The organism is Reichenbachiella sp. MSK19-1, assembly GCF_003590315.1.
GTDB lineage: Bacteria > Bacteroidota > Bacteroidia > Cytophagales > Cyclobacteriaceae > Reichenbachiella > Reichenbachiella agariperforans.
On the sequence record NZ_MIER01000021.1, the window covers coordinates 129,997 to 148,061 of the forward strand.

The window sequence follows — 18,065 nt, forward strand, 5'->3', positions numbered from 1 at the left end:
TTCTTAGAAGTATGATAGTTATATTAATTGTATTCATGATTGTTGGCTTTATAGTGAGCAATCGTTTGAAGAGCAAGTTTAAGAAGTACTCACAGGTCGGGTTACAATCTGGTTTATCGGGTAGGGAGATAGCGGAGTTGATGCTCCGGGACAACGGGATCACGGATGTGAAAGTAGTTTCAGTACAGGGACAATTGACGGATCATTATAACCCAGGCAATAAAACTGTCAACCTGAGTCCGGAGGTTTATGGAGGACGCAGTGCAGCAGCTGCTGCTGTAGCATCACACGAATGTGGGCATGCGGTACAGCATGCCACAGCCTACAGCTTTTTGGAGTTTAGGTCTGCCATGGTGCCCATTCAGAACTTGAGCGCCAAGGTGCTGAACTTTTTGATGATAGGGATGTTTCTTTTTGGGAGCATGGTCTATGCGATGAATATGCAGACGATATTCTTGGTGATAGTAGCAGCACAGGCAGTGATTACCTTGTTCGCGTTGGTTACGCTACCTGTGGAGTTTGACGCCAGTAAGCGTGCATTGGCATGGATAGACAGACGAGGTATCGTTACAGCAGAGGAGCATGTGATGGCTAAAGATGCCTTGCATTGGGCGGCCATGACTTACGTGGTAGCAGCCATATCGGCGATTACTCAGTTGCTCTATTTTGTGATGCTATTTTTAGGCGGTAGCCGAGATTGATTTGTTCGATTCGAAGAAATGAAAAGGCTTGAGAGATCAAGTCTTTTTTTGTGCTCTCTAGAAATAAAGTATGCGCGCATACTAATGTTTGATCAGATTGATTTATTTTCACTCTAGAACATTAAACGCTTAGAAGATGAATTTCGATTACTCAGAAGAACACTTAGCTGTTAGAGAGGCAGCTAGAGAATTTGCAAAAAACGAATTACTGCCTGACGTAATAGATCGGGACGAAAAGCAGCAATTTCCAGCAGACCAAATCAAGATGATGGGAGAGTTGGGTTTTATGGGGATGATGGTGCGACCTGAGTATGGAGGTGGAGGGATGGATACGGTGTCTTATGTACTCGCCATGGAAGAGATTTCTAAAATTGATAGTTCTTGTTCTGTTTCTATGTCGGTCAACAATTCTCTGGTATGCTGGGGGTTGGAAAAATACGGTACGGAGGAACAAAAACGGAAATATCTGAAACCATTGGCCTCTGGGCAAATTATTGGTGCTTTTGCACTCTCTGAGCCAGAAGCAGGGTCGGATGCTACCTCTCAGCACACCACCGCAGCAGATATGGGTGATCATTATCTATTGAATGGTACGAAGAACTGGATTACCAATGGCAGTACGGCTTCCGTGTACATTGTCATGGCACAGACCGATCCCGAAAAGAAGCACAAAGGGATAAATGCACTGATTGTCGAAAAGGGGCAAGAAGGCTTTGCGGTAGGCCCAAAGGAAAATAAATTGGGTATACGAGGTTCGGACACCCATTCTTTGATGTTTTCGGATGTGAAAGTCCCAAAAGAGAACAGGATTGGTGATGATGGGTTTGGGTTTAGCTTTGCGATGCAAGTGTTAAACGGCGGGCGTATCGGGATTGCCTCTCAGGCATTAGGGATTGCTTCTGGCGCGATGGAGTTATCCATCAAGTACGCAAAGGAGCGCAAGACATTTGGAAAGCCTATTGCCGAACATCAGATGATTCAGTTTAAACTTTCCAAAATGTCTACTGAGATAGAAGCGGCAAGGTTGCTGGTGCTACAAGCGGCAATGAAGAAAGATAAGGGGGAGTCTTTCGTGAAGGAAGCAGCAATGGCTAAATTGTATGCCTCACAAGTCGCAATGGATACTACCGTAGAGGCGGTGCAGATCCATGGTGGCTATGGCTTTGTCAAGGAATACCATGTAGAACGATTGATGCGAGACGCAAAAATCACACAGATTTATGAGGGTACATCAGAAATCCAAAATATCGTTATTGCTCGGGAGATATTGAAATAATATAAAAGTACAGGGGTGTTTAACTTCGGTTTGATTTTGTGATTTTTCTAGAAAATATTAGATTTATACAATGCTATGTTTGATATTTGCTGGTATTCGATGGATAATCCTAAATAATTTACAGTGGAAGACTATAATAAAATCATAGAGTCGCTCGGCGTTAGATTTATTTCGGCTAAGAATATTAATATTTTGCAGCCAGTTACGATAGAAAATTACTACGATGTGGAGAACGTGTTTATTTACGTTCACAAGGGTGAAATGTCTGTAGGGAAAGACAAAGAGGTCGTAGGAGAGAGTGAGATATTGTTCGTGCCCGGAGGTAAAATGGTGTCATTGACCTATGGTAGTGGTCAGGCTTTGAGTCTGTCTAATGACGATTTTATCAACAATAAGGAGAAGTTCTTTCAGAATAACGAAAAATTCAGCTCACTCCATGAGCATGATAATGTTACGATGATCAATTTCGAGGCGAAGGTGTTTGACACAGTCAATTTCTTTGCTTCTCTCGATATTCCGCCATTTGTGATCCGAAACAATAATAAGTTGATTTCACTGGCCAAAGAGATCGTGAGAGAGATTTATTCAGATGCTCCTGGGAAGGCACGAATCGTCAAATTGGAAACCGAGTATGTGGTGGTAGAGTTGATCAGACATATACTGGATCAGGGACTTTTCGTGGAGCAATTGGCTACCAATTCTACATATTTTAAGGATCCCCGATTAATAGATATCTTTTCTTACATTAAAGATCATCTCAATGATGACCTGTCGAACAAAGCCTTGGCTAATGTCGCAAATGTATCTGAGGATTATGTGGGGCAGTATTTCAAGATGCTGACAGGAATCAATCCACAGGATTACATAGAGTATCAGCGAATGGAAATGGCCGTCAATATGTTACGTACGACCAAGAAAAGCATTAGAGATATTGGTAAAGAAGTGGGCTTCAAAGACACGGCTTATTTCTGCCGACGATTCAAAATGATGTTTGGTATACCTGCAGGAAAGATGAGACGAAGAGAATCACTGATGAACGTCTAAGGCGGCGTTCATACTGTGTATCTTTTCACTGACTTCTATCAGGAGATTTTGATCTTTTTCCAGCGCATTGCCAATGACTATAACATCTGCGCCAGCTTCCAGTGCTAGGTTGACCTTACTTATCGAATTGAGTCCTCCCCCTACAACGAGAGGGACTGATGTCGATCGAGACACTTTTGTAATGATTTTTTGAGGAATAGGTGTTAATGCACCACTCCCTGCATCGAGGTAGATGGTCTTGAGACCAAGCATTTCACCAGCCATGGCGGTACAGGCTGCTATCGTGGTTTTGTCTGAGGGGATGGGCGTGGTATTGCTCATGTAACTGGCCGAAGTGGCAGGCCCTGAATTGACCAGCATATAACCCATTGGGATGATCTCTAGCTTGCTCTTTTTTAGAATAGGTGCTGCTAGGACATGCTGTCCGATAAGGAACTCAGGGTTCCTCCCTGATATTAGTGACAGGAGTAGGATTCCATCTGCATTAGAATCAATCTGAATATTGTTCCCTGGAAAAATCAACACCGGTATATCTGTGTTTGACTTGATGAGCGCTATGACTTTAGAGAAGTTGTCGTTGGTAATTAGGCTACCTCCTACGAAAATATAATCTACCCGATTTTCAACGCATAGATGTAGCGTTTGCATCAAGTGAGTCACTTCATCGATCTTGTCAGGATCAATGAGAACGGCGAGCGATTTTTTATTGCAAGCTTTATTTTTTTCGAGTTGTCCCAGTAGACTCATTCGTTTGATTTGATTGATGGGAGTTTAATTTTTCTACTGCCAAAGGTAATAGTTTCGTTATTGCTAGAGATAGTACAGATCGCCCAATCGTTTCTGCGAGCTTTGGAGAGCTAGTTTTTGCTATCACGGGTGAGACTTTCTGACGTTTAGGCTTAGAGGGAGAAAATAATTTGTATAAGGTGTATGCCCCAACTATGCCTGCGGTGACGACTCCAAGCGTTTTTAACGTTTTTATGAGCTGCTCTTCTAGTTCGGAGGTTTCTTTATTCAGTTGGTGGCGAAGCTCCTCTTCGGTTTTCTTCATTTTTTCTTTGACGCGGAGGTTTTGGATATCTTTATTCTTCATCGTGTTGGTCGTTTTTGTCAAAACTAGAGATCATTTTCTCTTCGAAGAAGGATTCTAGTTTGCCTGATTTGAGAAAATAAAACACAACGGATAGAATCAAAGCATAAGCGCCTGCAACGACCATAAAACCAAGATAACTACTCTGTAGCTGTTCATTGATAAGAAAAGCTAGCCCGATGCTGATAAAGAAAAGGACTACCAGTGCTGTCAATACAATGATGGAATAGGCTATGACTTGAGCAACTACCCTAGAGATGTGTTGGCTCATATCTAGTTTAAATAGCTCAATTTTCACTTTGAGATAGTCTGCGAATGCTTCTTTTAGTTTGTTGATATTGAACATATCGGTGTTTTTGGGCTCGTTACTAATTTGGATATAAATATAAACGAATTGGGATAGACTACTTTCTTATTACCTAATAGTAATTGACTTGAATCTAGACCAGATCTAATTGTAAACGAACGGAAGTGGAGGAAGTTTACATAGATAGCTCATTGAGCGCTATCCATGCCATCAGGCCTGGTCCTAATTCTAAGGCTTCTTCGTCTATATCGAAGGTAGAGGTATGCACGGCAGAGATGATGTTTTTTTCCTCATTTCTAGTTCCCAGACGATAGAAACAGGCATCGGCTTTTTGGGAATAGTAGGCGAAATCTTCTGCACCCATCCATACATCTAAGTCTACCACATTTTCTTCGCCGAGATAGGAGATGGCTGATTGACGTGCGCGTTCGGTTAGTTCTGGTTCGTTTTTCAGGAAAGGGTAACCTACTTGGATGTTAAAATCACAAAAGCCTCCCATTGATTCTGCTAGTCCTTCTGCCAGTTTTTTCATTCGGACGTGTGCTTCTTTTCTCCACTTTTCATCCAAGGTTCTAAATGTACCTTCTATTTTCACTTCACTTGGGATGACATTGGTTGCACCCATCGCTTCTACCTTACCAAAAGTGAGTACGCTTGGCGTTTTAGGGCTTGCCATTCGACTGACGACCTGCTGGAGTGCTACGATGATGTGAGAGGCAATGAGTACAGTGTCCACACAAAGTTCTGGGAGTGCGCCATGTCCGCCTTTCCCTCGTACGGTGACGTAGATTTCGTCGGCACTAGCCATGTACATTCCCTTGCGGAACCCCACTTTTCCTACGGGGATCAGTGGCATGACGTGTTGTCCAAAAATGGAAGTAGGCTTAGGGTTCTTTAAAATCCCTTCCTTGATCATGAGTGATGCCCCTCCGGGGAAAACTTCCTCTCCTGGCTGGAAGATGAATTTCACCGTGCCTTCGAACTGATCTCGGAGTTCGTGGATAATTCGGAGACAAGTCATCAGTGACGAGGTGTGTACATCATGACCGCAGGCGTGCATGATGCCAGGCTTGGTTGATTTATAGGGTTTTAGGCTTTCTTCCTTGATAGGGAGGGCATCCATGTCCCCACGAAGTGCGGTGATTTTCTTTTCTGGATTTTTACCTTCTACGATGGCTTCTATCCCATTTCCGGCAATACCAGATTTATATTTTACGCCTATTTTTTCTAGAAAAGCTATGATATAAGCAGCCGTTTCAGTTTCCTCAAACGACAACTCAGGGTAGGCATGCAGATGCCTCCTGTTGGCAATTGTGTCTTCATGAAACGTGCTAGAAAGCGATTTTATCTTATTGATTAAATCCATAGGTAAATTTTTGGCAAGTTAGTCAATTTACCGTTTTGCTATGAGTGAATCTTAACGATTGTCGTAAAATTTAAATCAGATTTAATAAAACACAATGATTGTTGAATGTATCGTAATTTTTATGAGGAGGGCTTAATTGTCTATTTGAATCTTTGCGGGGATAAGTACTGCGCGTGAGAAGGTTTTCTTGAGGGTATTGTAGTCTTTGTTTGCTTCTAGTTTGCTGTAGTACTCGCCGACCTTGACCTTGTAGTTGGGCTGATCATAGATGACCCTAGGTCTTTGGTTTTCTAGTAGATCGTAGGCTCTGCTTTTGTACCCATTTGCTTGATCACGACTGTTACCAGAGTAGATTTGAATAGAGAAGCCATCGACGTAGTTTACGTCTTTTCTTGTGTCAACAATGATGTTAGTGATGCTGTCTAGTTCCACTCTGATGTCATGTGAGGGAGCTGGAGCAGTGATACGTACTTCCTCTATAGGCGTTTCCTTAGTGTCTTTATCTAAGGTGATGTCATCTTCTTTGTATTCCTTTCGGTATATAGAGAGGTCTTCACTATAAGAACTGTTGCTTATTGTTTTGGATGCACTGGGTGCGCAAAATTGAAGCAGTGTAGCGATGGTGATGATTGGGAACAAAGCCAACGGGTTAATATGGTGATGATTTTTCAAAGCACTAAAGATATATGGATTCTATTAATTCTCAATAATGACACAATTATTAGCCGCTACGTCTGCTTCTACGCTCTTGAACTTTACGTCCTTTTTTACTGTCCCGTTGGCATATTGAACTGAAACTTTGTCATTTCGTCCATACACTTTATTAGACTTAATAGGGGCTGTTTTTTCTACAGGAGCGGTGCGGTTTGCGTTTGGTTGTCGGTTGCCTCCGCTTAGCGCAGAAGAAGATTCCTCTTTGCTTTCTTGGTAGTTTTGTGTAGCACGCTGACGTCTTGCTTCTTGTACTTCTTCTGGATCTTGAATAGGGATTTCAGCTTTGGTCAAGAAAGATACGGTGTCTTCATTGACCCTGGATATGAACTGTTTGAACATCTGGTATGACTCAAATTTGTATACCAAAAGAGGGTCTTTTTGTTCGTGAACAGCCATTCTTACGGACTGTTTTAGATCGTCCATTTCTCTGAGGTGTTCTTTCCAAGTCTGGTCAATGATGGCTAATGCAATCAGTTTTTCCATCTGCTTGATCAATTCACGCCCTTCAGACTCTACTGTTTTTTCCAAGTTGGCTACTACACCGATTTGTTTTTGTCCGTCAGTAAATGGGACTTTGACTTCTTTGAATGTAGCACCTCTGGTGGTGAGAATATTCTTCATGACAGGGAGAGATTTCTCAGCCACCATTTTGTTTTTCGTACGATAGTTGGCAAGTGCCTCTTGGAAAAGCTGTTCGCCTAACTTGTCTTCTGACGTACCTAAGAATTGATCTTGTGATAATTTGGTATCTAAGCCTAAAGTGCTCAAGCCATTGAGTTTGAAACTCTCATAATCATTGCTCGCTTTGGCATTGCTTGCTAACTCTTCAGAAGTGTCATACATCATGTTGAGTATGTCTAGGTCGAGTCTTTCGCCGAATAGGGCATTCTTTCTTCTCTTGTAGATTACTTCTCTTTGAGAGTTCATGACATCATCATATTCGAGGAGGTGCTTTCTAGAGGCAAAATTGTTTTCCTCTACTTTCTTCTGTGCGCGCTCGATAGATTTGGTAATCATGCTATGCTGGATAACCTCTCCTTCCTCTAGTCCGAGTCTATCCATGATTTTGGCAATACGGTCAGAGCCAAACAGGCGCATCAAGTTGTCTTCCAGCGATACGAAAAACTGAGAAGACCCTACGTCACCTTGACGACCTGATCTACCTCTAAGCTGTCTGTCTACACGTCGGGATTCATGTCGTTCGGTACCGATGATAGCAAGACCACCAGCAGCCATAGCTTCTTTGGTGAGTTTAATATCTGTACCACGACCTGCCATGTTGGTAGCGATGGTGACTGTACCAGGCTTACCCGCTTCGGCTACTACATCAGCTTCTCTAGCGTGTTGTTTGGCGTTAAGAACCTGGTGTTGGATACCTTTCATGTTTAGCATTCTACTGACAAGCTCGGAGATGTCTACGGATGTAGTACCAACGAGTACAGGTCTGCCTGCTTTAGTGAGTGTGACAATTTCATCTGCCACAGCGTTGAATTTTTCTCTTGTGGTTTTGAAAACCATGTCTTCTCTATCGTCGCGCTGAATAGGCCTGTTGGTAGGGATGACGATTACATCCATTTTATAGATTTCCCAGAACTCACCTGCTTCCGTTTCTGCAGTACCTGTCATTCCTGACAGTTTGTGGTACATACGGAAGTAGTTTTGGAGCGTGACGGTCGCATACGTTTGCGTAGCATCCTCTACTTTGACATTTTCTTTTGCTTCTATTGCTTGGTGCAGCCCGTCTGAGTAACGTCGACCATCCATGGCACGTCCCGTTTGCTCATCTACGATCATTACTTTGCCGTCTACCACGATGTACTCCGTGTCTTTCTCGAATAGCGAGTAAGCTTTGAGTAGTTGATTGACAGAGTGAATTCTTTGTGCTTTGGCAGAATAGTCTCGGATCAAGGCTTCCTTTTGATGAAGCATGTCCGACTCGTTGAGTTCAGTATTGTTCTCTAACTGAGCGATTTCCATCCCTATATCTGGGAGGATGAAAAAGTGTGGGTCTTCGCCTGATCCAGTGATCAGGTCAATTCCTTTGTCAGTTAATTCGATACCATTGGTTTTTTCGTCAATAGTGAAGTATAGCGGCTCGTCTGCCTCTGGCATCAGTTTTTGATTGTCTGCTAGATAGACGTTTTCAGTTTTTTGCAGCACCTGTCTGATTCCCGTTTCACTCAGGAACTTAATCAAAGGTTTATACTTTGGTAATCCTCTAAAGGCTCTGAATAGCGCTAGCCCACCTTCGTTTTCATCACCAGCAGCAATTTTCTTTTTGGCTTCATTGAGATATTGGCCGACCTCTTTTCTTTGAGCTTCTACCAGTTTGGCAATTCTTGGTTTGAGCTCATAGAATTCGTGCTCGTCTCCTTTCGGGATAGGACCAGAGATAATGAGTGGCGTACGCGCATCATCAATCAATACTGAATCGACCTCATCGACCATGGCAAAATGGTGTTTGCCTTGTACTAATTCGTCTGGGTGGTGTGCCATGTTGTCTCTGAGGTAATCAAAGCCAAATTCGTTGTTGGTACCGTAGACGATATCACATTTGTATGCTTGTCTACGCTCAGGAGAATTGGCTTTGTACTTGTCTATACAATCTATGGTGATGCCATGGAATTCAAAGATAGGGGCATTCCATTCTGCATCCCTTTTGGCTAGGTAGTCGTTGACTGTAATGACGTGTACGCCTTTGCCAGATAGACCATTTAGGAAGGCTGGAAGGGTCGCTACCAAGGTTTTTCCTTCCCCTGTCATCATCTCTGCAATCTTGCCTTGGTGTAGTACTACACCTCCGACGAGTTGAACGTCGTAGTGGATCATGTTCCACTCTACGTCGACCCCAGACGCTACCCATTTGTTGTGCCAGATCGCTTTTTCTCCCTGTATTTCTACATGTGGCTTTTTGGCAGCATACTCTTTGTCTAGCATCGTCGCTTCTACCACGAGTTGTTTGTTTTCTGTCAATCGACGTGCGGTATCTTTGACGATGGCGAATGCTTCAGGCAGAATCTGTAGGAGTACTACTTCGAGTTCTTCGTCTCTGTTTTTGGCGAGCTTGTCAATTTTTGCAAAAACATCTTCTTTCTCATCGATATCCATGTCAGGATTGTTGTCGATGGTTTCGTGATGTTGAGCTATTTTGTCATCTATTTCCTGTAGGTGGGCTTGAATTCTATCCCGTAGTTCTTGTGTCTTCGCTCGTAACTGGTCGTCAGAGAGAGGGCTTAGTTTTGCATATTCACCATTGATTAGGTCTATGTATGGCAAAAGATCTTTTAAATCTCTGTCGGCTTTGGTTCCGAATACTTTTGCAATGCCTTTGGTCAATAAATTCAACATAAAATATAATGGTTAAACTATGTGCTGTTAGCCTAGTCGTTTTATAGTTATTTAAAAATCAGTGAACAGATTCGTGGTCTGAGTGGGTATTGTCTTAGGCTTAAAGCCATGTTCAAAAACCCATGCCATGCTGTCTGAGAGGAGTGTTTCAAAGAAACAATTCTTCAGACGTATTCTGTTCTTTTTTTGTCCGAATTGGCTTGTGCGGTTTTCGGATTAAATGAAGTCGTAAATTTAATTTCTTTTTAATTCTAGCCTATGCATTCATGTTTTATTCCCTTAAGAATTTGCAGAATGCATGCTTGATTATGAGAAGAAGCTTTCAAAATCTTGCCAAAGGGAAAAAGAGAGACAAATTGGCAGTTAGAGAAAGGGAGGCTGTTTAGATATCTATGCTGCCTTCGAATACCTGTTCAGCAGGACCGATTAGTTTGATGTTTGTGAAGCCTCCATTGTTTCGTTCGAACTGAACTTGAAGGCGGCCGCCTTTCGACTGAACATCAATAGGGCTCATGAGGCCTTTATCCGCAGAGGCTAAGCATGAAGCTGTGATGCCTGTCCCACAAGAAAGGGTTTCGTCTTCTACACCACGTTCATAGGTTCTGACGAACACTTCGTGTTGGTTGATGATCTCTACAAAATTGACATTTGTACCGTTGGGTTGGTAGGCTTGTGAATAGCGGATGGTCGCTCCTTGTTTTACCACAGGAGCGGTTTCGGCTTTCTCTACAAAAATGATGTGATGGGGTGATCCGTTATTTAGGAAGTAGTGATCTTCGAATTGTTCGGGTAGTACTTGGTCTTTCATCGATAAGTGTACGATCCCGTCTTTTACTTCGGCAGCATACTGTCCGTCGATGGTGTTGAACTCTGTAGTGTCTTGAATAACGCCAAGGAACTTGGCAAAGTTGACAGCACATCGGCTGCCGTTTCCACAGAGGCTTTGTGATCCGTCTGCGTTGAAATAGACCATGTCAAAATCTAGTGAGGGGTGGTTTTCGATCAGTATAAGACCATCTGCACCTATGCCTGTTCGGCGGTTGCATAGTCGGGCGATTAATTGGACATCATGCGGAAAGACGGATTCTCTATTGTCTATCATGATGAAATCATTGCCAGTGCCTTGGTATTTGTAGAACGAAATTGACATAGCGCAAACATTGTTGGTTTGAGTTGTTACGGATTAGTGCAAATTGGGTTTGTTGAACTAAAAAAAGCCATTCGTCGGTAGACGAATGGCTTTCAATTCCTTTGGTGAGGAAGAATTATAGTTTCTCCTTAATTCTCGCCGCTTTACCTTTTCTACCTCTCAAGTAGTATAGTCTTGCTCTTCTCACTTTACCTTTTCTCAATACTTCGATTTTATCGATGTTTGGAGAAGATAATGGGAAAATTCTCTCTACAGCAATGCCGCTTGATATTTTTCTTACAGTGAAAGTCTCCCCGTTTGTGTTAGGGTTTTTTCTCTGCATTACTGTTCCTTGGAACTGCTGGATTCTCTCCTTAGTACCCTCGATAATCTTAACGTGGATGTTTACAGTATCGCCAGGACCGAAAGTAGGGAACGATCCTCTTCTTTCTTTATATTCTTCTTCGATAAGTTTTATTAACTCGCTCATTTTTTTAGCTTTTATACCCTTCTCAAAAATCGGACTGCAAATATAGGAAATATATTTTCAAATTGTAATTATGATTTGAAGATAATTACTTGAATTTCTGATGTTTTGATGGGATGTTATTGTTTTATGTCTTCACTGAGTAAATCAGGTCGTTTTTCCTGAGTTCTTTTCACTGCTTGTTTAAACCGCCAGTCATTGATTTTAGCTTCATGTCCAGAGGTGAGAACTTCTGGCACTGTCCAGCCTTTGTATTCTGCGGGTCTGGTGTAGACTGGAGGTGCTACTAGATTGTCTTGAAATGAATCTGTCAGTGCCGAGGTTTCGTCGTTCATCACACCTGGAATGAGACGGATGACAGAGTCTGCTACGACTGCAGCTGCTAGTTCACCACCAGTCAATACATAGTCTCCAATACTGATTTCTCTGGTTACTAGATGCTCACGTACACGTTCGTCTACTCCTTTGTAATGACCACAGAGTAGGATCATGTTTTCGTTGAGACTGAGTTCGTTCGAGATGCCTTGGGAGAGGAGTTCCCCGTCAGGACTCATATAGATGATTTCGTCGTAGTTTCGTTGTGCTTTTAGTCCCGAAATGCATTTTTCGATAGGCTCTATCATCAGTACCATGCCTGCACCACCGCCGAAAGCATAATCGTCTATTTGATTGTGCTTGTTGACGGCATAGTCTCTCAGGTTATGTATGTGGATGTGGGCTACATTCTTGTCTGCAGCACGCTTAAGTATGCTTTGATCCACGGTGCCTGTAAACATCTCAGGTATACATGTGATAATATCAATCCTCATTGTCCTCTAGATATACTTCTAATAATCCTTCAGGTAATTTCGCAAGAATGATGTTTTTCTCAAAATCTACCGATTCAATGATTTGATCGTTGATCGGGATCATGATCTCTTTGCCCTGATGGGTGATGGATAGTAGGTTTTGTGGAGCGATTTCATAGACAGAGTCTACTATGCCAAGTTCTTTTCCTTGATTGACTAACGTGAGTCCTACGAGTTGGTGATAGTAGTACTGTCCGTTTGGTAGATCGGGTAGATTGGATAGCGGGAGATAGAGCTCACAGCCGACGAGTTTGTTTGCCTCTTCTATACTGTCTATGTCTTCTATTTTAGCAATCGACTTCTTGGAATTGATTTGGATGTGATCCAAAAAAAATGGAATCAGTGCATTGCCTTGTTTGACAAGTACTGATTCCAAATCTTGATATTCACTGGGGGCGTCCACATCCAAAAAGAACTGAACTTCCCCTTTCAATCCATGAGTCTTGATTACATAGCCTAGTTGGTAGCAATCTTCGACTTTCATAAGATATTATTCAGCTTTTTTCTCTTCTTCAGCTGGAGCCTCTGCTGCAGGAGCTTCTTCAGTAGTCTCCACTGCTGGCGCTTCCTCAGTAGTTGCTTCTGTTGCAGTTTCTTCGCTAGCTTCCGCCTCGGCAGCCGCTACCGCTTCTGCTTCCTCTTCTACTTTGTTTTTCTTAGCGATTTCTTCAGCTCTAGCAGCGTTCACTTTGGCTTCTGCTTCTAGTCTTGCTTTTTTATCAGCTGCTTGAGTCTTAGCTAGGCCGTCAGCCGTACCTTGAACTTTCGCTTCCTTCTCACTCCACCATGCGTCATATTTCTTGTCTGCATCTTCTTGAGTGATTGCTCCTTTGTTCACACCTACTTGCAAATGCTTTCTGTACATTACGCCTTGGTCTGAAAGGATTTTTTTGGCTGTTTCTGTTGGTACAGCTCCATCCAATACCCATTTAACTGCGCTATCAACATTGATGTTGACATATGCTGGGTTTTGGTTAGGGTTGAATGTCCCCAACTTCTCGATGAATTTACCATCACGTGGTGCTCGAGCGTCCGCTACTACTACATCGTAGATCGGTTGTTTTTTACGGCCTCTTCTGGCCAATCTGATTTTTACTGCCATTATATATAATGTTAAAAGTTCGCGGATCGCGTCCGCATTTATTTAAAAAGTCCGCAAATATAGAGTATTTATCACTCACAAGTGACCTAAAATCAGGTCTTTGTTTGTGAATTTATTGTATTGGCTGTTAGTAGAAAGGAATTCATGATGATTGGTTAATGAGTTTGGGATTGTCTCGTGTATTGAGGATAAAAAATGTAGCTTTATGTGGAGTCGTAGTTGCGCATCTGTCAGTGGAGTTGAAATCTCTCTTTTTGACGGCTAATTGCTAATATTTGTGTAAACGATTTAACAGTTTTCAAATTAAAAACTAACCTTCTATATTTGTCATCGCAAAATCAAAATTTGATGTGATGGACAAATATTCTTATATCGCCAATGCACATACCAATGTGATAGACGATATGTACCAATCGTACAAAAACAATCCAGAGTCTGTAGATGAGACCTGGCAAAGGTTTTTTGAAGGGTACGATTTCTCTTTGGCTAAATATGGCGAAGACGGACAAGCAGACGTAGGTGTCTCAAATAAAGAAATCGCAGTACGCGACTTGATCCACGCCTACAGATCGAGAGGTCATTTAAAATCAACTACTAACCCAGTCAGAGAAAGAAAAGACCGAGAGGCTCGCCTAGAGCTAGAGGATTTTGGTCTGAGCAAAGCTGATCTGGATACAGAGTTCGAGTGTGGTAAGCTTATCGGAGTTGGCAAAGCCAGCTTGAAGAAAATCATCGAAGCGCTCAAGGATATCTATACAGGCAATGTCGGGTTTGAATATTTGTATATCCGCAAGCCAGATATCGTAGATTGGTTCAAAGAAAAGGTAGAGAAGGATGCGCTTAAATACAATCCCCCTATCGAGGAGAAAAAGCAAATTCTATCTAAGCTTAATGAGGCAGTTGTTTTTGAAAATTTCCTCCATACCAAATATTTAGGTCAGAAGCGATTTTCACTCGAAGGAGGGGAGACGACTATTCCTGCCTTGGACGCGCTCATCGATCGTAGTGCCGAGCTAGGTGTAGAAGAAGTTGTGATCGGTATGGCTCACCGTGGACGTCTCAATGTCCTCGTGAACATCATGGGTAAAACCTACGAGCAGATATTCAATGAATTCGAAGGATCTTTTGCACCGGATCAAACGATGGGCGATGGTGATGTGAAATACCACATGGGCTTTTCGTCTCAGGTAGTAACTCCGTCAGGCAAGAATGTCAACTTGAAGTTAGCGCCTAATCCGTCTCACTTAGAGGCAGTCAATCCAGTCGTGGAGGGATTTGTAAGAGCGAAAATTGATAACCTATATAAGGACAGCAAAAAAGTAATGCCGATCCTCATCCATGGTGATGCGGCATTGGCAGGTCAAGGAATTGGATACGAGTTGATACAGATGTCCAAACTCGATGCGTATGGTACAGGGGGCACGATTCATTTCATTATCAACAATCAAGTAGGATTTACCACGGATTTTGATGAAGCGAGATCGAGTATATACTGTACAGATTTAGCTAAGACAGTAGATGCACCTGTGCTTCACGTCAATGGTGATAGTCCAGAGGCGGTCGTCTTCTGTATGAAGGTAGCTGCGGAGTATCGTCAGAAATTCGAAGGAGACATCTTCATCGATATGGTGTGTTACAGACGTCACGGACACAATGAGTCAGATGAGCCGAAGTTTACTCAGCCATCGCTCTACAACTTGATCTCTAAGCACCCGAACCCAAGAGAAATTTACAACAAGAGCCTCATCGAAAGAGGGGACATTGATGCGGGATTGGCCAAGTCAATGGATAAGGAATTCAAAGCGCAGTTGCAAGATCGTCTCAATATGGTCAAGCAAGAGCAGCTTCCATATACACTGCAGGAGAGTGAGAAGGAGTTTTCGGAGATGAGACTGTCTCGTCCAGAGGATTTTGATGAGTCTCCAGATACGTCTGTGAGTGCAGAGTATATCGAGAAAGTAGGTAAGGCTTTGATGAGCGTACCGAGCGGCTTCAAACCAATCAAGCAAATCGACAAAGTGCTCAAACAGCGCAAAGAGATGTTCTTTGACAAGAAAGAGCTGAACTGGGCCTCTGCAGAATTGTTGGCTTACGGATCGCTATTGCTTGATGAGAAAGTCGTGCGTATGACTGGGCAGGATTGTAAGCGGGGCACATTCTCTCACCGTCATGCGGTGGTCAGAGATATGAATACCAACGAGCCGTACAACTTCCTCGATCATATCGAAGAAGGACAAAAGCCCTTCCAAATCTACAACTCACTGTTGTCAGAGTTTGGGGTACTTGGTTTTGAGTTTGGCTATGCGATGGCGGATCCAAACGCAGTAGTGATTTGGGAAGCACAGTTTGGCGATTTTGCCAACGGTGCACAGGTGATGGTGGATCAGTTTATCTCATGTTCGTACACCAAGTGGAGAAGAATGAACGGTTTGGTTCTTCTTTTGCCGCATGGCTATGAAGGGCAGGGGCCTGAGCACTCCAATGCTCGCCCAGAGAGATATCTACAGTTAGCATCAGGCAACAACATGTATATCTGTAACCTAACCAAGCCTTCTAATTACTTCCACATGATCAGAAGACAGCTTGCCATGCCGTTTCGTATGCCGTGTATCTTGATGTCGCCTAAGTCTCTGTTTAGACACCCATTGGTGGTGTCGAAAGTAGAGGAGTTCACCGACGGGAAATTCCAAGAGGTGATCGGAGATGACTATGTCGATGCGAAGAAAGTAACGAAGGTACTGTTGTGTACAGGTAAGGTTTATTTTGATCTACTCGAAAGACAGCAAAAGGATAAGCGCAAGGATGTCGCAATCATCAGAGTCGAGCAGTTGCACCCATTCCCTAAAAAGCAAGTGATGGCTGAGCTGGACAAATACAATGTCAAGACGGTACATTGGGTACAAGAAGAGCCAGAAAACATGGGCGCATGGTCGTTTATCTTGAGAACTTTCAGAGAAGTGAAGAAAGACGTCATCTCAAGAAAGAACGCCGCTTCACCAGCGACAGGATTTGCGAAAGTCCACAAACAAGAGCAGGAAGACATCATGAACAGGTCGTTCGCTTAATTTAATATTTGAATCAAAACATTGAAAACATAGAGATATGATTGAGGTTAAAATACCAACAGTTGGCGAGTCGATCACAGAAGTGACGATCTCCCAATGGACCAAACAAGATGGGGATTACGTCGAAATGGACGAGGTAATCTGCGAATTGGAATCTGACAAAGCGACGTTCGAGCTCAATGCTGAATCAGCTGGAATCCTAAGTATCAAAGTAGAGGAAGGCGAAACCATCGAGATCGGTACAGTAGTATGTACGATCGATGATAGTGCTGCCAAAGGTGCGTCCGCTTCGGAAGCTACGCCTGCTGCTAAATCTGCAGAGCCTGCAGCTGCTCCAGCGTCTAGTGGAGGCAAAACAGGTGAAATCTACGAAATGATCGTCCCTACTGTAGGGGAATCTATCACTGAGGTGACTGTGGGCTCATGGGTCAAAGAAGACGGTGACATGGTCGAGCTGGACGAAATCATCGCAGAGATTGAGTCAGACAAAGCGACTTTCGAATTGACTGCTGAGGCGAGAGGAATCCTCCAAATCGTCGCACAAGAAGGAGATACCATCGAAATCGGTGGCATGATCTGCAAGATTGAAGTAGTAGAAGGGGCAGCACCAGCTGCCAAGACAGCAGCAAGCGCACCAGCTGCCACAGCTAGTGACGAAGGAAACTATGCGGCAGGGCATCCATCTCCAGCAGCGGCTAAGATACTCGCAGAAAAAGGTATCGATGCATCACAGGTGAAAGGCACTGGCAAAGACGGTCGTATCACCAAGGAAGATGCAGAAGCAGCTCAAAAGGCAGCACCTGCGCCGAAGAAAGAAGCGCCTAAGGCTGCTGCAGCTCCTGCAGCTCCGTCACTGGGAGGCAGCAGAGAGCAGACACGCAAAAAATTGACGCCATTGAGAAAGACAGTTTCTCGTCGATTGGTGTCTGTGAAAAATGAAACGGCGATGTTGACTACTTTCAACGAAGTAGACATGAAGCCTATCATGGATCTTCGCAAGAAATACAAGGATGCATTCAAAGACAAGTACGAAGTAGGGCTTGGGTTCATGTCTTTCTTCATCAAGGCATCTTGTATGGCACTCCAAGAGTGGCCTGCAGTCAACGCACAGATCGATGGAGATGAGATCGTCTACAATGACTTCTGTGACGTATCGATTGCAGTGTCTGCACCGAAAGGGTTGGTAGTACCTGTGATCAGAAATGCCGAATCTTTGTCGTTCAACCAAGTGGAGAGCGAAGTGGTGAGATTGGCTGTCAAGGCTAGAGACAACAAGCTGAGCATCGACGAGATGCAAGGCGGTACTTTTACCGTGACCAACGGGGGTATCTTTGGTTCGATGCTGTCTACACCGATTATCAACGCACCACAGTCAGCCATCCTAGGGATGCACAACATCGTGGAGCGTCCTGTAGCGATCAATGGCCAAGTAGAAATCAGGCCAATTATGTACTTGGCACTGTCGTACGATCACCGTATCATCGATGGGCGTGAGTCTGTGAGCTTCCTCGTGCGACTCAAGCAGTTGCTCGAAGATCCAGCGAGATTGATGCTTGGTATTTAGTACAAAGTCCTAAGACTTATTATC

General features: G+C 43.4%; 16 protein-coding genes. 5 read left to right on the plus strand and 11 right to left on the minus strand.

The genetic code is table 11. The features are described 5' to 3' along the window. The first annotated feature begins 11 nt into the window (after positions 1 to 11). From BGP76_RS18440 to BGP76_RS18450, 3 genes are all read left to right on the plus strand, one after another. Positions 12 to 701 (plus strand): zinc metallopeptidase, encoded by a 690-nt coding sequence (locus BGP76_RS18440; RefSeq protein ID WP_119845784.1) that lies wholly within the window; start codon positions 12 to 14, stop codon positions 699 to 701. Between the two features lie 136 nt (positions 702 to 837). Further along, a complete protein-coding gene (locus tag BGP76_RS18445) occupies positions 838 to 1,977 on the plus strand; it encodes an acyl-CoA dehydrogenase (protein WP_119845785.1) in 1,140 nt (379 codons plus the stop codon). Positions 1,978 to 2,100: 123 nt separating this feature from the next. Next, entirely contained in the window at positions 2,101 to 3,021 is a 921-nt protein-coding gene (locus BGP76_RS18450) for an AraC family transcriptional regulator (RefSeq protein ID WP_073122932.1), read from the plus strand. On the opposite strand, the gene BGP76_RS18455 is transcribed toward BGP76_RS18450, so the two are convergent. The 11 genes from BGP76_RS18455 to BGP76_RS18505 form a co-directional block, all read right to left on the minus strand. Next, entirely contained in the window at positions 3,004 to 3,768 is a 765-nt protein-coding gene (locus tag BGP76_RS18455) for a geranylgeranylglyceryl/heptaprenylglyceryl phosphate synthase (RefSeq protein WP_073122931.1), read from the minus strand. The two genes, BGP76_RS18450 and BGP76_RS18455, sit on opposite strands and share 18 nt — an antisense overlap. Continuing rightward, entirely contained in the window at positions 3,737 to 4,114 is a 378-nt protein-coding gene (locus BGP76_RS18460) for a hypothetical protein (protein WP_119845786.1), read from the minus strand. Before BGP76_RS18460 ends, BGP76_RS18455 begins: the two co-directional genes overlap by 32 nt. Next, positions 4,104 to 4,457, minus strand: a complete 354-nt coding sequence (locus BGP76_RS18465; protein ID WP_119845787.1) for a phage holin family protein — start codon at positions 4,455 to 4,457, stop codon at positions 4,104 to 4,106. The genes BGP76_RS18460 and BGP76_RS18465 overlap by 11 nt, the downstream gene beginning before the upstream one ends. Positions 4,458 to 4,593: 136 nt before the next feature. After that, complete coding sequence (locus tag BGP76_RS18470) at positions 4,594 to 5,784, minus strand: M20 family metallopeptidase (protein ID WP_119845788.1); 1,191 nt, start codon at positions 5,782 to 5,784, stop codon at positions 4,594 to 4,596. A gap of 132 nt (positions 5,785 to 5,916) precedes the next feature. After that, positions 5,917 to 6,456, minus strand: coding sequence for an SPOR domain-containing protein (locus tag BGP76_RS18475; RefSeq protein ID WP_158584335.1), 540 nt, complete (start codon positions 6,454 to 6,456; stop codon positions 5,917 to 5,919). A gap of 24 nt (positions 6,457 to 6,480) precedes the next feature. Continuing rightward, complete coding sequence (gene secA, locus BGP76_RS18480) at positions 6,481 to 9,846, minus strand: preprotein translocase subunit SecA (protein WP_073122926.1); 3,366 nt, start codon at positions 9,844 to 9,846, stop codon at positions 6,481 to 6,483. Between the two features lie 382 nt (positions 9,847 to 10,228). Continuing rightward, entirely contained in the window at positions 10,229 to 10,996 is a 768-nt protein-coding gene (gene dapF / locus BGP76_RS18485) for a diaminopimelate epimerase (RefSeq protein ID WP_119845789.1), read from the minus strand. Positions 10,997 to 11,111: 115 nt separating this feature from the next. After that, positions 11,112 to 11,465, minus strand: coding sequence for a 50S ribosomal protein L19 (rplS, locus tag BGP76_RS18490; protein ID WP_073122924.1), 354 nt, complete (start codon positions 11,463 to 11,465; stop codon positions 11,112 to 11,114). 116 nt (positions 11,466 to 11,581) lie between these two features. Continuing rightward, complete coding sequence (gene trmD / locus BGP76_RS18495; RefSeq protein ID WP_119845790.1) at positions 11,582 to 12,271, minus strand: tRNA (guanosine(37)-N1)-methyltransferase TrmD; 690 nt, start codon at positions 12,269 to 12,271, stop codon at positions 11,582 to 11,584. After that, positions 12,261 to 12,794, minus strand: coding sequence for a ribosome maturation factor RimM (gene rimM, locus BGP76_RS18500; RefSeq protein ID WP_073122922.1), 534 nt, complete (start codon positions 12,792 to 12,794; stop codon positions 12,261 to 12,263). Before rimM ends, trmD begins: the two co-directional genes overlap by 11 nt. Before the next feature lie 6 nt (positions 12,795 to 12,800). Continuing rightward, positions 12,801 to 13,412, minus strand: a complete 612-nt coding sequence (locus tag BGP76_RS18505; protein WP_119845791.1) for a 30S ribosomal protein S16 — start codon at positions 13,410 to 13,412, stop codon at positions 12,801 to 12,803. Between the two features lie 353 nt (positions 13,413 to 13,765). Here BGP76_RS18505 and BGP76_RS18510 point away from each other — a divergent pair, with 353 nt between their 5' ends. Together BGP76_RS18510 and odhB are read left to right on the plus strand one after the other, a co-directional pair. Beyond that, entirely contained in the window at positions 13,766 to 16,477 is a 2,712-nt protein-coding gene (locus BGP76_RS18510) for a 2-oxoglutarate dehydrogenase E1 component (RefSeq protein WP_119845792.1), read from the plus strand. 37 nt (positions 16,478 to 16,514) lie between these two features. Continuing rightward, complete coding sequence (odhB, locus tag BGP76_RS18515; RefSeq protein ID WP_119845793.1) at positions 16,515 to 18,041, plus strand: 2-oxoglutarate dehydrogenase complex dihydrolipoyllysine-residue succinyltransferase; 1,527 nt, start codon at positions 16,515 to 16,517, stop codon at positions 18,039 to 18,041. Positions 18,042 to 18,065: the final 24 nt, after the last annotated feature.

Bases quoted from the DNA above. Each gene is read 5' to 3' on its own strand.
- BGP76_RS18505 (WP_119845791.1), bottom strand. From the start codon at position 13,412: ATGGCAGTAAAAATCAGATTGGCCAGAAGAGGCCGTAAAAAACAACCG.
- BGP76_RS18470 (WP_119845788.1), bottom strand. From the start codon at position 5,784: ATGGATTTAATCAATAAGATAAAATCGCTTTCTAGCACGTTTCATGAA.
- rplS (WP_073122924.1), bottom strand. From the start codon at position 11,465: ATGAGCGAGTTAATAAAACTTATCGAAGAAGAATATAAAGAAAGAAGA.
- dapF (WP_119845789.1), bottom strand. From the start codon at position 10,996: ATGTCAATTTCGTTCTACAAATACCAAGGCACTGGCAATGATTTCATC.
- BGP76_RS18510 (WP_119845792.1), top strand. From the start codon at position 13,766: ATGGACAAATATTCTTATATCGCCAATGCACATACCAATGTGATAGAC.
- rimM (WP_073122922.1), bottom strand. From the start codon at position 12,794: ATGAAAGTCGAAGATTGCTACCAACTAGGCTATGTAATCAAGACTCAT.
- BGP76_RS18445 (WP_119845785.1), top strand. From the start codon at position 838: ATGAATTTCGATTACTCAGAAGAACACTTAGCTGTTAGAGAGGCAGCT.
- BGP76_RS18465 (WP_119845787.1), bottom strand. From the start codon at position 4,457: ATGTTCAATATCAACAAACTAAAAGAAGCATTCGCAGACTATCTCAAA.
- trmD (WP_119845790.1), bottom strand. From the start codon at position 12,271: ATGAGGATTGATATTATCACATGTATACCTGAGATGTTTACAGGCACC.
- BGP76_RS18440 (WP_119845784.1), top strand. From the start codon at position 12: ATGATAGTTATATTAATTGTATTCATGATTGTTGGCTTTATAGTGAGC.
- BGP76_RS18455 (WP_073122931.1), bottom strand. From the start codon at position 3,768: ATGAGTCTACTGGGACAACTCGAAAAAAATAAAGCTTGCAATAAAAAA.
- secA (WP_073122926.1), bottom strand. From the start codon at position 9,846: ATGTTGAATTTATTGACCAAAGGCATTGCAAAAGTATTCGGAACCAAA.
- odhB (WP_119845793.1), top strand. From the start codon at position 16,515: ATGATTGAGGTTAAAATACCAACAGTTGGCGAGTCGATCACAGAAGTG.
- BGP76_RS18460 (WP_119845786.1), bottom strand. From the start codon at position 4,114: ATGAAGAATAAAGATATCCAAAACCTCCGCGTCAAAGAAAAAATGAAG.